The 12,301-nt window shown below is 71.1% G+C and carries 12 protein-coding genes; 7 read left to right on the plus strand and 5 right to left on the minus strand.

All coding sequences use genetic code 11. The annotated features are described in order from the left end of the window. Positions 1-137: 137 nt before the first annotated feature. The 4 genes from ACZ4RZ_RS44220 to ACZ4RZ_RS44235 form a co-directional block, all read right to left on the minus strand. Positions 138-1,226, minus strand: a complete 1,089-nt coding sequence (locus ACZ4RZ_RS44220; protein ID WP_467753224.1) for an acyl-CoA dehydrogenase family protein — start codon at positions 1,224-1,226, stop codon at positions 138-140. Then, entirely contained in the window at positions 1,223-2,404 is a 1,182-nt protein-coding gene (locus ACZ4RZ_RS44225; protein WP_467753225.1) for an acyl-CoA dehydrogenase family protein, read from the minus strand. Before ACZ4RZ_RS44225 ends, ACZ4RZ_RS44220 begins: the two co-directional genes overlap by 4 nt. Further along, positions 2,401-3,378 (minus strand): NADPH:quinone oxidoreductase family protein, encoded by a 978-nt coding sequence (locus ACZ4RZ_RS44230; protein WP_467753226.1) that lies wholly within the window; start codon positions 3,376-3,378, stop codon positions 2,401-2,403. The genes ACZ4RZ_RS44225 and ACZ4RZ_RS44230 overlap by 4 nt, the downstream gene beginning before the upstream one ends. 106 nt (positions 3,379-3,484) lie before the next feature. Further along, positions 3,485-4,078: a helix-turn-helix domain-containing protein gene (locus ACZ4RZ_RS44235; protein WP_467753227.1), complete on the minus strand. Its 594-nt coding sequence runs from the start codon at positions 4,076-4,078 to the stop codon at positions 3,485-3,487. 77 nt (positions 4,079-4,155) lie between these two features. On the opposite strand from ACZ4RZ_RS44235, the gene ACZ4RZ_RS44240 reads away from it, so the two are divergent. From ACZ4RZ_RS44240 to ACZ4RZ_RS44260, 5 genes are all read left to right on the plus strand, one after another. Continuing rightward, positions 4,156-5,100 (plus strand): NAD(P)/FAD-dependent oxidoreductase, encoded by a 945-nt coding sequence (locus tag ACZ4RZ_RS44240; RefSeq protein ID WP_467753228.1) that lies wholly within the window; start codon positions 4,156-4,158, stop codon positions 5,098-5,100. A gap of 252 nt (positions 5,101-5,352) precedes the next feature. Further along, on the plus strand, positions 5,353-6,891 hold the full coding sequence (locus tag ACZ4RZ_RS44245; RefSeq protein WP_467753229.1) for an ATP-dependent DNA ligase: 1,539 nt from the start codon (positions 5,353-5,355) through the stop codon (positions 6,889-6,891). Beyond that, complete coding sequence (locus ACZ4RZ_RS44250; protein WP_467753230.1) at positions 6,888-7,352, plus strand: NUDIX hydrolase; 465 nt, start codon at positions 6,888-6,890, stop codon at positions 7,350-7,352. Before ACZ4RZ_RS44245 ends, ACZ4RZ_RS44250 begins: the two co-directional genes overlap by 4 nt. A gap of 126 nt (positions 7,353-7,478) precedes the next feature. Further along, positions 7,479-8,873, plus strand: coding sequence for an NADP-dependent succinic semialdehyde dehydrogenase (locus ACZ4RZ_RS44255; RefSeq protein WP_467753231.1), 1,395 nt, complete (start codon positions 7,479-7,481; stop codon positions 8,871-8,873). A gap of 25 nt (positions 8,874-8,898) precedes the next feature. After that, a complete protein-coding gene (locus ACZ4RZ_RS44260; RefSeq protein ID WP_362014975.1) occupies positions 8,899-9,138 on the plus strand; it encodes a DUF6213 family protein in 240 nt (79 codons plus the stop codon). A gap of 7 nt (positions 9,139-9,145) precedes the next feature. Here ACZ4RZ_RS44260 and ACZ4RZ_RS44265 read toward each other — a convergent pair whose 3' ends face one another. Next, positions 9,146-9,841, minus strand: a complete 696-nt coding sequence (locus tag ACZ4RZ_RS44265) for a transcriptional regulator (protein WP_467753232.1) — start codon at positions 9,839-9,841, stop codon at positions 9,146-9,148. A 172-nt stretch (positions 9,842-10,013) separates the two neighbouring features. On the opposite strand from ACZ4RZ_RS44265, the gene ACZ4RZ_RS44270 reads away from it, so the two are divergent. After that, complete coding sequence (locus tag ACZ4RZ_RS44270) at positions 10,014-11,078, plus strand: type III polyketide synthase (RefSeq protein ID WP_467753233.1); 1,065 nt, start codon at positions 10,014-10,016, stop codon at positions 11,076-11,078. Between the two features lie 5 nt (positions 11,079-11,083). After that, complete coding sequence (locus tag ACZ4RZ_RS44275) at positions 11,084-12,298, plus strand: cytochrome P450 (RefSeq protein WP_467753234.1); 1,215 nt, start codon at positions 11,084-11,086, stop codon at positions 12,296-12,298. Positions 12,299-12,301 lie beyond the last annotated feature (3 nt).

The raw sequence follows: 12,301 nt of genomic DNA on the forward strand, positions 1-12,301 counted from the left end.
CGGCAGACCACTCGCCAAGACCCGCGTTTCGCCCTTCGCAGCACTCCGCCCCACTGGATGAGATCCAGCGGGGCGGAATTAACCAACAGCGTCCGGTTGGGACGGGCTTCTCACGGGTGTGCGTCAGCGGGTGTGCGTCAAGGTGCCTGGAGGTCGACCAGTGCGGCCAGCGCCTCGCGGTGGGCGCCCGCCGTGCCGTAGGCGATCGAGTCCGCCTTCGCCCGCTTGAGGTACAGATGTACGGGGTGCTCCCAGGTCATACCGATCCCGGCGTGCAACTGGAGCGCCTCCTCGGCGGCATGGACGGCGACCGGTGCCGCGAATGCCTGGGCGACGGCGACCGCCACGTCGGCGTCCTCGCTGCCGGTGGCGAGCGCGTCGGCGGCGTTGCGGGCCGCGGCGCGCGTGTTGACGACCTCCAGCCACAGCTGGGCCAGCCGGTGCTTGAGCGCCTGGAAGCCGCCGACGGGCCGGTTGAACTGCTTGCGCTCCTTCAGATAGCGGACCGTCTCCGTCAACGACCAGTCGGCCAGGCCGAGTTGCTCGGAGGCCAGGAGGCCGGCACCGGCGCGCAGGGCACGTCGTACGGCCGCCGAGGCGTCGGAGGTCACCAGCCGTGCGGGCGCTCCGTCGAAGGTGATCTTCGCGACCGGCCGGGTCAGGTCCAGGGACACCTGCGGAGAGACCGTCACCGCGTCCGCGTCCACCGCGTACAGTACGCCGTCCTCCACCGGAACCAGCAGCACATCGGCTGCCGCCGCATCCGCGATGCCGGTCAACTCGCCGTGCAGGGCGCCGCCTTCATGGCGTACGGCCTTGAACGACGCACCGGGAGCAGTCGCGAAGGAGACGGCGAGCACCCCGACCGTGCGGCCGGAGGCAAGGGCCGTCAGCAGCCGGGCGGCCTCCTCGCCCTCGCAGGCAAGCAGCGCCTCCGTCGCGACGACGGCGCTCGTCAGATACGGCACGGGTGCGACGGCCCGCCCCAACTCCTCCAGGACCACGGCGACTTCGCTGTGTGTGGCGCCCTGGCCGCCCAGCTCCTCGGGCACGAGCAGACCCGCCAGGCCCATCCCGTCCGAGAGCGCCTTCCACAGCTCGGGGTCGTGCGGTGTGCCGGACTCCGTGCGGGCGATGACGCCCGGCGCGTCGCAGTGGTCGGTGAGAAGGTCGCGGACGGCGGCGCGCAGCGCCTCTTCCTCCTCCGAGTAGAGCAGATCGGTCATCGAGCCAGGTCCTTCCAGGCGACGTCCTTGTCGGTGCGCGGCTCGGACGGCAGTCCCAGGACGCGTTCGGCGACGATGTTGAGCAGCACCTCGCTGGTCCCGCCCTCGATGCTGTTGCCCTTGGAGCGGAGGTAGCGGTAACCGGCGTCGCGGCCGGTGAAGTCGACAAGTTCCGGACGGCGCATCGTCCAGTCCTCGTACAACAGGCCCTCTTCCCCGAGGAGTTCGACCTCCAGGCCGCTGATCTCCTGGTTGAGACGGGCGAATGCGAGCTTCATGCCGGCGCCCTCGGGGCCGGGCTGGCCGACGGTGAGCTGCTGGCGCAGGCGTTCGCCGGTGAGCCGGGCGACCTCGGCCTCGACCCACAGCTTGAGCAGGCGCTGGTGCAGGTCGTGGGTGCGCAGCTCCGGGCGCTCGCGCCAGGTCTTCGAGACCGGGCCGATCATGCCGCCCTCGCGGGGCAGCCGCATGCCGCCGATGGCGACGCGTTCGTTGTTCAGCGTGGTCTGCGCGACCCGCCAGCCGTCGCCGACCTCGCCGAGGCGGCGGGAGTCGGGGATGCGGACGTCGGTGAGGAAGACCTCGTTGAACTCGGCCTCGCCGGTGATCTGCCGCAGCGGGCGGACCTCGACGCCGGGGTCGGTCATGTCGCAGATGAAGTACGTGATGCCGGCGTGCTTGGGCACGTCCGGGTCGGTGCGGGCGATGAGGATGGCCCAGCGGGCGACGTGGGCGCTGGACGTCCACACCTTCTGCCCGTTGACCACCCATTCGTCGCCCTCCCGCACGGCACGGGTGCCGAGCGCGGCCAGGTCGGAGCCGGCGCCCGGTTCGCTGAACAGCTGGCACCAGACCTCCTCGCCCGTCCACAGGGGCCTGAGGTACCGCTGCTTCTGCTCCTCGGTGCCGTAGCGCAGCACCGTCGGCGCGGCCATGCCGAGGCCGATGCCGATGCGCCGCGGATCATTGTCGGGCGCTCCAGCGGCCTCCAGCTCGGTGTCCACGACGGCCTGGAGGGTGCGCGGCGCACCGAGTCCGCCGAGGCCTTCGGGGTAGTGCACCCAGGCGAGTCCCGCGTCGAAGCGGGCCTTCAGGAAGTCCACCCGCTCGGTCGTCGCCGGCGGATGTGCCGCAAGCAACTCCTGTGTGCGGCGGCGCAGTTCAGCGGCGTCGGTCATGCTGCTGCTCCGTTCTCGAGAGCGGGCACCACGGCGACACGCCCCGTGGTGACTCCGTCGGCGACCCGCTGTACGGCCGCCGCGGCACCGCCCAGCGGCACCCGCTCGCTCACCAGCGGCTTGATCGCACCCCGCGCGGCCAGTTCGGTGAGCTGCTCGTGGCAGTGCTGGACCAGCTTCGGGTTCTTGGTGTTGTAGAGGCCCCAGTGCAGGCCGAGGATCGAGTAGTTCTTCACGAGGGCGTGGTTCAGCGCCGGGCTGGGGATCGTTCCGCTCGCGAAGCCCACGACGACGATCCGGCCCTCGAAGGCGACGACCTTGGCGGACTGGGTGTATGCCGCGCCGCCGACCGGATCGTAGATCACATCGGCGCCCCGGCCGCCGGTCGCCTCCTTCACGGCGGCGACGACGTCCTGCGTACGCCGGTCGATGACGACGTCGCAGCCCAGCTCCCGTGCCACAGCGGCCTTGTCCGCCCCGCCGACCACGCCGATGACGGTCGCGCCGGCCGCCTTCCCGAGCTGCACGGCCGCGCTGCCCACCCCTCCCGCGGCAGCGTGGACGAGCAGCGTCTCGCCGGCTTCCAGCCCGGCACGCCGGTGCAGACCGAACCACCCCGTCTGGTAGCCGATGTGCAGGGCGGCCGCCTCGGCATCGTCGAGGGCGTCGGGCGCGGGCAGCAGCGCGGCGGCGTCCGCGACGGCGTACTCGGCGAATCCGCCGTACGGCAGCGCGGGATTGGCGAGCACACGGCGCCCGTCCTCGGTCTCCCCGCAGATCTCCACGCCGGGTGTGAACGGCAGCGGGGGCCTGACCTGGTAGTGCCCCCGGCACATCAGCGCGTCCGGGAAGTTGACGTTCGCCGCGCGTACCCTGAGCAGGACCTGGCCCTCGCCGGGCTGCGGACGCTCCACTTCCTCGAGCTGCATCACCTCACTCGGCTCGCCGAGCTCGTGCACTTGCCATGCCTGCATGCGGGGCCTCCACGGGACTGCTCTGTCTGACCGGGCTCGACCGCATACTAAGCGGTCGCTTGCCCATCAGGGAACAGTCTCGTCCGTCACGCGTCGACCGGGCCGTCTATGACCGGGCGGGGCGGGCCCGCACGTGCATCCGCTCCCCCTGCGGCCCGAACAGGCTCAGGAACTCCACGGGCCCCTCCCCCGTCGACCCGAACCAGTGCGGTACACGGGTGTCGAACTCGGCAGCCTCCCCGGGACCGAGTACCACGTCGTGGTCGCCGAGCACGAGCCGCAGCCTCCCCGAGAGCACGTACAGCCATTCGTACCCCTCGTGCGTGCGCGGTTCCGGTGCCATCGACCGCTGCGGTTCGAGCACCTTGAACGCCTGGAGTCCGCCGGGCTGCCGGGTGAGGGGCCAGTGCGTACGGCCGTGCCGCACGATCGGCTTGGACCGCACCCGCGGGTCACCCACCTCAGGCGCCCCGACCAGCTCGTCGAGGGGTACCTGGTGGGCACGGGCGATCGGCAGCAGCAGCTCCAGGCTGGGCTTGCGCAACCCGGACTCCAGGCGCGACAGCGTGCTCACCGAGATGCCGGTCGCCTCGGACAAACCCGCCAGCGTGGCACCCCGCTCCTTCCGGATCCGCCGCAGCCGCGGCCCGACCTCGGCCAGCACCTCATCCATCTGATCGGTCTCCGCGTCGTCACTCATGCCCATATTGCAGAATCGGCAAAGCCATTTGTCAATTCGGCCACCGTCGGGCGACCTTGTCCGTGGAGGTGGTCACCATGACCGAGACATACGAAGCGGTAGTCATCGGCGGCGGCGCGGCGGGGCTGTCGGCCGCGCTCGTCCTGGGGCGTGCCCGGCGCCGCACGCTCGTCGTCGACGCGGGCGAACCGCGCAACGCGCCCGCCGCGCACATGCAGGGTTATCTGACCCGGGACGGCATGCCGCCCGCCGAGTTCCTCGCCAAGGCGCGGCGGGAGGTCGAGGGGTACGGGGTCGGGCTCGTCCGGGACCGTGCGGTGGACGCGGCCCGGGACGGCGCCGGGGAGTTCGACGTCACCTTGGCGACCGGGCCCACGGTGCACGCGCGCCGGCTGATCGTCACCACCGGCCTGGCCGACGAGCTGCCGCCGGTGCCGGGGGTCGCCGAGCGCTTCGGGCGGGACGTGCTGCACTGCCCGTACTGCCACGGCTGGGAGGTCCGCGACGAGGCCTTCGGCGTGCTGGCCACCACGCCGATGAGCGTGCACCAGGCGCTGATGGTCAGCCAGTGGTCGAAGAACGTGACGTTGTTCCTGCACACCGTCGACAAGGACAAGTTGCCGGACGAGGATCTGCGCAGGCTCGCCGCGGCCGGGGTCACCGTGGTGCCCGGCGAGGTCGCGGGACTGGTGATCGACGGCGACCGGCTGACCGGCGTGCGCCTCGCGGACGGCACGGCACACGACCGCTCGGTGCTGTTCGTCGCGCCGCGCGCCGTCCCGCGCACCAGTCTGGTCGAACGGCTGGGCGCCGAGCTGCGGGAGACGCCGTTCGGCAGGTATCCGGTGGTCGACGAGACGGGGCTGACGACGGTGCCCGGCGTCTGGGCGGCGGGGAACGCGATCGGCTTCGCGGAGCAGGTCGTGAACGCGGCGAGCGGCGGATACCGGGCGGCGGCCACGCTCAACGGGGAGCTGCTCTTCGCGGACCTCGACGCGGCCGTCGCGCGGGAGCGGGGCTAGGGCTGGGCCAGGGCCTGCCTTTCGGATCACGGCGACTTCGGCAGACGGCACCTCATGAGCGCCGGTGAGCGGGGTCTGGTGCGTGCAGCTGCAAGGCGGAGGAGGGAGTCGACGCGGAGCGTCGGCGACTGACGACAACGCGGCAGATGTGCGTGCCAGACCCCGCGGCCCCGGCGTGATCCGAAAGACAGGCCCCAGCCGCCTCCGTCCCATACGGGTGTGGACCCGGCGTCCGCGTTGCACCATGGCTGCATGCTGCTGAGCCGGCTCGCTCATGTGTCCCAGGAGGTCGCCGCCGCCTCGGCGCGGTCCCGGAAGATCGCGCTGCTCGCCGAGCTGTTCCGGGACGCGGAGGCGGACGACGTACCGATCGTCATCCCGTATCTGGCGGGCCGCCTGCCACAAGGGCGGCTCGGCATCGGCTGGAAGATCCTCAGCCGGCCGGTCCCCGCGGCGTCGGAGCCCTCCCTCACGGTGCGGGAGGTGGATGCCCGGCTGACGGAGCTCGGCGCGGTCACCGGCACCGGCTCCCAGGCCGAGCGTGCACGCCTGGTGGGCGAGTTGATGGCGGCGGCCACCGAGGACGAGCAGCGCTTCCTGTTCGGACTGATCAGCGGCGAGGTACGGCAGGGGGCGCTGGACGCGGTCGCCGTCGAGGGGCTCGCCGAGGCGACCGGTGCGCCCGGCGCGGATGTACGACGGGCGGTGATGCTCGCAGGTTCGCTGCAGACGGTGGCGGAGGCGCTGCTGTCCCACGGCCCCGAGGCCCTCGACGGCTTCCGGCTCACCGTGGGCCGGCCGGTGCTGCCGATGCTGGCGCACACGGCGGGGTCCGTCTCCGACGCGGTCGAAAAGCTGGGCGCGTGCGCCGTCGAGGAGAAGCTCGACGGCATCCGCGTACAGCTCCACCGCGACGGCGACGACGTACGGGTCTACACCCGCACGCTCGACGACATCACCGACCGGCTGCCCGAACTCACCTCCGCGGCATTGGAGTTGAAGGGCGAGCGGTTCATCCTGGACGGCGAGGTGATCGCGCTGGACGAGGACGGCCGGCCGCGCTCCTTCCAGGAGACGGCCGGGCGCGTGGGCTCGCGCGTGGACGTGGCGACGGCCGCGAAGACCGTGCCCGTCTCCCCCGTCTTCTTCGACGCGCTGTCCGTCGACGGCCAGGATCTGCTCGATCTGCCGTTCACCGAGCGGCACGCGGAGCTGGCGCGGCTGGTCCCCGGGCCGATGCGGGTGCGGCGCACGCTCGTGGACGGCCCCGCGGACCTCCCCGCGGCGGAGCGGTTCCTCGCCGACACACTGAAGCGTGGCCACGAAGGCGTCGTGGTGAAGGCCCTCGACGCTCCCTACAGCGCGGGCCGGCGCGGTGCCTCCTGGCTGAAGGTCAAGCCCGTGCACACCCTCGACCTGGTGGTCCTGGCGGCCGAGTGGGGCCACGGGAGGCGCACCGGCAAGCTGTCCAACCTGCACCTCGGCGCGCGCAGCGCGGACGGATCCTTCGCCATGCTCGGCAAGACGTTCAAGGGCATGACCGACGCGATGCTCACCTGGCAGACCGAGCGCCTCCAGGAGCTGGCCGTCGAGGACAACGGCTACGTGGTGACCGTACGACCGGAGCTCGTCGTCGAGATCGCGTACGACGGTCTGCAGAAGTCCAGCCGCTACCCGGCGGGTGTCACCCTCCGCTTCGCCCGTGTCGTGCGCTACCGCGAGGACAAGACCCCGGCCGAGGCCGATACCGTCGGGACACTGCTCGCCGCACACCCGGAGGTCACCCCGTGAGCGGGAAGTGGAGCGCCGGACTGTTGTTGTTCCGACACACCGACCGCGGTCTGGAGGTATTGCTCGGCCATATGGGCGGACCGTTCTTCGCGCGGCGCGACGCCGGGGCCTGGACCGTGCCCAAGGGCGAGTACGAGCCCGACGAGACCGCCTGGGACGCGGCGCGCCGCGAGTTCCAGGAGGAGCTGGGGCTGCCGCCGCCCGAGGGCGAGGCCATCCCGCTGGGCGAGATCACGCAGACCAACGGCAAGATCGTCACGGCCTGGGCGGTCGAGGCCGACCTCGACCCGGCGGCCGTGGTCCCCGGCACCTTCGAGATGGAGTGGCCGCCGAAGTCGGGACGGCGGCAGGAGTTCCCCGAGCTGGACCGGGTGGAGTGGTGCGACCTGGACCGGGCCCGTTCGGTGATCGTGAAGGCGCAGGCGGAGTTTCTCGACCGGCTCGCGGAGCACTCGGGCTGAGAGACCGGGTCACGCGTCCGGGTCACCCGCCCGAGCGTCCCGCCCCGCGAGGGACCGTCCTCCGCGTTGCGCCGCACCGCGCCGCGCGGGAGGGTCGAAGCACAGCCCGTATTCAGGAGGTCGGCCATGCCCATCGCAACGGTGAACCCGGCGAACGGCGAGACACTCAAGACGTACGACGCCCTGGGCGCCGAGGAGATCGAGCGCAGGCTCGCGGCCGCCGAAGCCGCGTTCCGTACCCATCGCACCACGTCCTTCGCCGAGCGGGCTCGGCTGCTGCACCGGGCCGCCGACCTGCTCGACAAGGAGCAGCAGGACATCGGCCGGGTGATGACCACGGAGATGGGCAAGCCGGTCAAGCAGGCGCGTGCGGAGGCCGCCAAGTGCGCGAAGTCGATGCGCTGGTACGCCGACCACGCCCAGGGGCTGCTCGCCGACGAGGAGCCGGCCGACTCCGACGTCAAGGACTCCGGCGCCTCCCGCGTCCTCGTTCGCTACCGGCCGCTGGGCCCGGTTCTGGCCGTCATGCCGTGGAACTTCCCGCTCTGGCAGGTGATCCGGTTCGCCGCGCCCGCGCTGATGGCGGGCAACGTGGGCCTGCTCAAGCACGCCTCGAACGTGCCGCAGACCGCCCTCTACCTGGAGGACCTGTTCCGCCGGGCCGGATTCCCCGAGGGCTGCTTCCAGACGCTGTTGATCGGCTCGGGCGCCGTCGAGGGCATCCTGCGCGACCCGCGCGTGAAGGCGGCCACGCTCACTGGGAGTGAGCCGGCGGGCCGGGCGGTCGCCGCGGTCGCCGGGGACGAGGTCAAGAAGACGGTCCTGGAGCTGGGCGGCAGCGACCCATACGTCGTCATGCCGTCCGCCGACCTCGACCGGGCCGCGAAGATCGCAGTGACGGCGCGTGTACAGAACAACGGGCAGTCGTGCATCGCCGCCAAGCGGTTCATCGTGCACACCGATGTGTTCGACGCCTTCGCCGAGCGGTTCACGGCGGGCATGCGGGCCCTGAAGGTGGGCGACCCGCTGGACGAGGACACGGACGTCGGTCCGCTCTCCACCGAGCAGGGCCGCAGCGACCTGGAGGAGCTGGTCGACGACGCGGTGGAGAACGGCGCGACCGTCCTGTGCGGCGGCGAACGCCCCGAAGGCTTCCGGGACCACGGCTGGTTCTACGCGCCGACCGTCCTCGCCGACATCACCCCCGAGATGCGCATCCACCAGGAGGAGGCCTTCGGGCCCGTCGCCACGCTCTACCGCGCGGCCGACCTGGACGCGGCGGTGGCCCTCGCCAACGACACTCCGTTCGGGCTGAGTTCGAACGTCTGGACGCGCGACGGCTCCGAGGTGGACCGGTTCGTCCGTGATCTGGAGGCGGGCAGCGTGTACGTCAACGGGATGACGGCCTCCCACCCGGCATTCCCGTTCGGCGGGGTGAAGCGATCCGGCTACGGGCGTGAGCTGTCCGAGCACGGAATCCGCGAGTTCTGCAACATCACCACCGTATGGCACGGAGCGTGAGCGTTCCGCAGTTACGATCCCCTGTGTGAACCGCGAAGTGACCCTGCCTCTGATCGTCGACGACCGCGGCACGTTGCAGGTGGCGGCCGCCGACGTCAGCAAGCTGCTGCGCACGGTGGGCGGCCGGTGGCTGCATCTGGTGGAGGCCGGCCAGGACGGGCTCGACGAGGACACGGTGGCGGCGCTCACGATCGAACTCGCCAAGCTCGCCGACCGCATCGACGTGGCCTGCATCGCGCACAGCAGTGGGACGACGGCCGACTGACCGTGCGTCAGGCCACCCGCTGGTCCCACTCCCACAGGGCGTGCCAGAACTTCGCCTCATAGGCCTGGAGCAGCCGCCCGTAGTGGTGCACCGCGTCTTCCGAGACCTGTCCGGTGTCGAGTCCCGCCTGCACCGCCGCCAGCGCCTTCCGCTCCAGGTCCGGAGCGGGCTCGGCGAAGAAGTCGAAGAAGCCGCAGGCCTCGTCGGCGAAGCCGTAATGGCGGCGCAGGCCCTGGGCGATCGTCGCGCAATAGCCGCCCCAAGCGGCGAAGTTGGCGCTCAGCGCGAGCACGACGTCGGCCGGTGAACCGTTCAGGGCGAGCCAGGCAACATACGCGGGATAGCTCTGACAGTCCGTGAGCGGCTCGTACGCGGCCTCCTGCGCCTCGTCGGCCCCGACCGCGGCAGCGTACGCACCGAGCCGATCCTGGGCCAGGGCTTCACCCTCCGCGAGCATTTCGAAGAAGGCGGCGCTCTCCGGCGCGGCGGCCGACGTCTCGGTGCCGGCCGCCGACCGTTCGGCCAGATGCAGGAAGGCCCGGCGGTCCGCGGCGATCACATGCCTCTGTTCGAGGGCGAGCGCGGCGAGGGTCGAGCGTCGTGCCGCACCCCGGGCGATCAGGGGCAGAAGCCGGTTGGCGTGCGGGTCCGGGGCGAGTTTCCGGGTCGTGCTCTCCTGCAGTTCCCTGGCCGTCCGTGTCATCGCTGCTCCTTCGGCTCGACGCTCCCGGGGCCTTTTCCACCAGGGTCCCACACCATCCCAAAATTACCCGGAATGGAGTAATCCGACGCGATATCCGCGCGCAGCCGGGTGATCGTGGGTGGACCACCGAGGGACGAAGAGTTCCCCGGAAGGCGGAAAGAAGGCGTGCTCCATGGCGACTTTGTGCAGACCCGCGGTCTCGGTTCCGGAACATGTCATCACGATGGAGGAGACGCTGGAGCTGTGCCGCTCCCGTCACGCCGACCACCCACAACTGCCGCTGGCACTGCGTCTGATCGAGAACACAGGCGTCGTCACCCGGCACATCGTGCAGCCCATCGAGGAGACGTTGAAGCACCCGGGCTTCGAGGACCGGAACAAGGTCTACGAGAGCGAGGCCAAGGCCCGCGTCCCCGCGGTGGTGCAGCGGGCGCTGGACGACGCCGAGCTGCTCACCACCGACATCGACGTGATCATCTACGTGTCGTGCACCGGGTTCATGATGCCCTCGCTCACGGCCTGGCTGATCAACTCGATGGACTTCGGCAGTGACACCCGGCAGATACCCATAGCCCAGCTGGGCTGTGCGGCCGGTGGTGCCGCGATCAACCGGGCGCACGACTTCTGCACGGCGTACCCGGACGCCAACGCGCTCATCGTGGCCTGCGAGTTCTGCTCGCTCTGCTACCAGCCGACCGACCTCGGCGTCGGCTCGCTGCTCTCCAACGGACTCTTCGGCGACGGCATAGCCGCCGCGGTCGTCCGCGGCAAGGGCGGCACCGGCATCAAGCTGGAGCGCAACGGCTCGTACCTGATACCCAAGACCGAAGAGTGGATCATGTACGACGTACGGGCCACGGGCTTCCACTTCCTGCTGGACAAGCGGGTGCCCGGGACGATGGAACCCCTCGCCCCCGCGCTCCACGCCCTCGCGCGCCAGCACGGCTGGGACGCCTCCGACCTGGACTTCTACATCATCCACGCGGGTGGCCCCAGGATCCTCGACGACCTCAGCAAGTACCTCGAGGTACCGCCGGAGGCCTTCCGGTTCAGCCGGGCCACCCTCACCGAGTACGGGAACATCGCCAGTGCCGTCGTCCTGGACGCGCTGCGCCGGCTGTTCGAGGAGGGCGGCGCCGAGCAGTCCGCGCGCGGACTGCTCGCGGGCTTCGGCCCCGGCATCACCGCGGAGATGGCGCTGGGCAGCTGGCACGACTCGAGCCACGAGACGGTGTGACCAGCATGAGCGAAGACACCATCACCGAAGCACTACCGCCCATCCGCCACTGGCCGGCCCTGGACCTGACCGGCGTGGAATTCGACCCGGTCCTCGCCGAGCTGATGCGGGAGGGTCCGGTCACCCGGATCCACCTGCCCAACGGTGAGGGCTGGGCGTGGCTGGTGACGCGGTACGACGACGTGCGCATGGTGGCCAACGACGCCCGGTTCAGCCGTGAGGCGGTCATGGACGGGCAGGTCACCCGGCTCGCGCCGCACTTCATCCCGGCGCGGGGCGCGGTGGGCTTCCTGGATCCGCCCGACCACACCCGGCTGCGCCGCTCGGTGGCCGCCGCCTTCACGGCGCGCGGCGTGGAGCGGGTGCGGGAGAAATCCCGGCGGATGCTCGACGAACTGGTCGACGAGCTGCTCCAGGACGGGCCGCCCGCCGACCTCACCGCGACGGTCCTGAGCCCCTTCCCCATCGCCGTCATCTGCGAGCTGATGGGCGTGCCGGCCACCGACCGGCAGGGCATGCACACCTGGACCCAGCTGATCCTGTCCTCCTCGCAGGGCGCCGAGGTCAGCGAGAAGGCCAAGGAGGAGATGAGCGCGTACTTCGCGAAACTCATCGGCGATCGGCGCGACAGCACCGGCGAGGACGTCACCTCGCTGCTGGGCGCCGCCGTGGGCAGGGACGAGATCACGCCGGACGAGGCCGTCGGGCTCGCCGTGCTCCTCCAGATCGGTGGCGAGGCGGTCACCAACAACAGCGGCCAGCTGTTCTACATCCTGATGACCCGCCCGGACCTGGCCGACCGGCTGCGGGCCGAGCCGGAGATCCGCCCCCAGGCCATCGACGAGCTGCTCCGCTACATCCCGCACCGCAATGCGGTCGGGCTGTCGCGGATCGCGATGAAGGACGTGGAGATCAGAGGCATACGGATCCGGGCGGGCGACGCGATCTACGTGTCGTACCTGGCCGCGAACCGCGACCCGGACGTCTTCCCGGACCCGGAGAGCATCGACGTCGCACGCAACCCCAACCCGCATGTGGCGTTCGGCTTCGGCCCGCACTACTGCCCGGGCGGGATGCTGGCCAGGCTGGAGTGCGAGCTCATGGTCGACGCCCTGCTCGACCGGATGCCGGGGCTGCGGCTCGCTGTGCCGCCGGATCAGGTCCCCTTCAGGAAGGGCGCCTTGATCCGTGGCCCCGAGGCCCTGCCCGTGACGTGGTGAGCT

It is taken from the genome of Streptomyces sp. NPDC027189 (assembly GCF_055566975.1).

Excerpts from the sequence above, each read along its gene's own strand:
- ACZ4RZ_RS44220 (WP_467753224.1), bottom strand. The coding sequence starts at position 1,226 with ATGACCGATCTGCTCTACTCGGAGGAGGAAGAGGCGCTGCGCGCCGCC.
- ACZ4RZ_RS44255 (WP_467753231.1), top strand. The coding sequence starts at position 7,479 with ATGCCCATCGCAACGGTGAACCCGGCGAACGGCGAGACACTCAAGACG.
- ACZ4RZ_RS44270 (WP_467753233.1), top strand. The coding sequence starts at position 10,014 with ATGGCGACTTTGTGCAGACCCGCGGTCTCGGTTCCGGAACATGTCATC.
- ACZ4RZ_RS44275 (WP_467753234.1), top strand. The coding sequence starts at position 11,084 with ATGAGCGAAGACACCATCACCGAAGCACTACCGCCCATCCGCCACTGG.
- ACZ4RZ_RS44225 (WP_467753225.1), bottom strand. The coding sequence starts at position 2,404 with ATGACCGACGCCGCTGAACTGCGCCGCCGCACACAGGAGTTGCTTGCG.
- ACZ4RZ_RS44230 (WP_467753226.1), bottom strand. The coding sequence starts at position 3,378 with ATGCAGGCATGGCAAGTGCACGAGCTCGGCGAGCCGAGTGAGGTGATG.
- ACZ4RZ_RS44235 (WP_467753227.1), bottom strand. The coding sequence starts at position 4,078 with ATGAGTGACGACGCGGAGACCGATCAGATGGATGAGGTGCTGGCCGAG.
- ACZ4RZ_RS44240 (WP_467753228.1), top strand. The coding sequence starts at position 4,156 with ATGACCGAGACATACGAAGCGGTAGTCATCGGCGGCGGCGCGGCGGGG.
- ACZ4RZ_RS44245 (WP_467753229.1), top strand. The coding sequence starts at position 5,353 with ATGCTGCTGAGCCGGCTCGCTCATGTGTCCCAGGAGGTCGCCGCCGCC.
- ACZ4RZ_RS44265 (WP_467753232.1), bottom strand. The coding sequence starts at position 9,841 with ATGACACGGACGGCCAGGGAACTGCAGGAGAGCACGACCCGGAAACTC.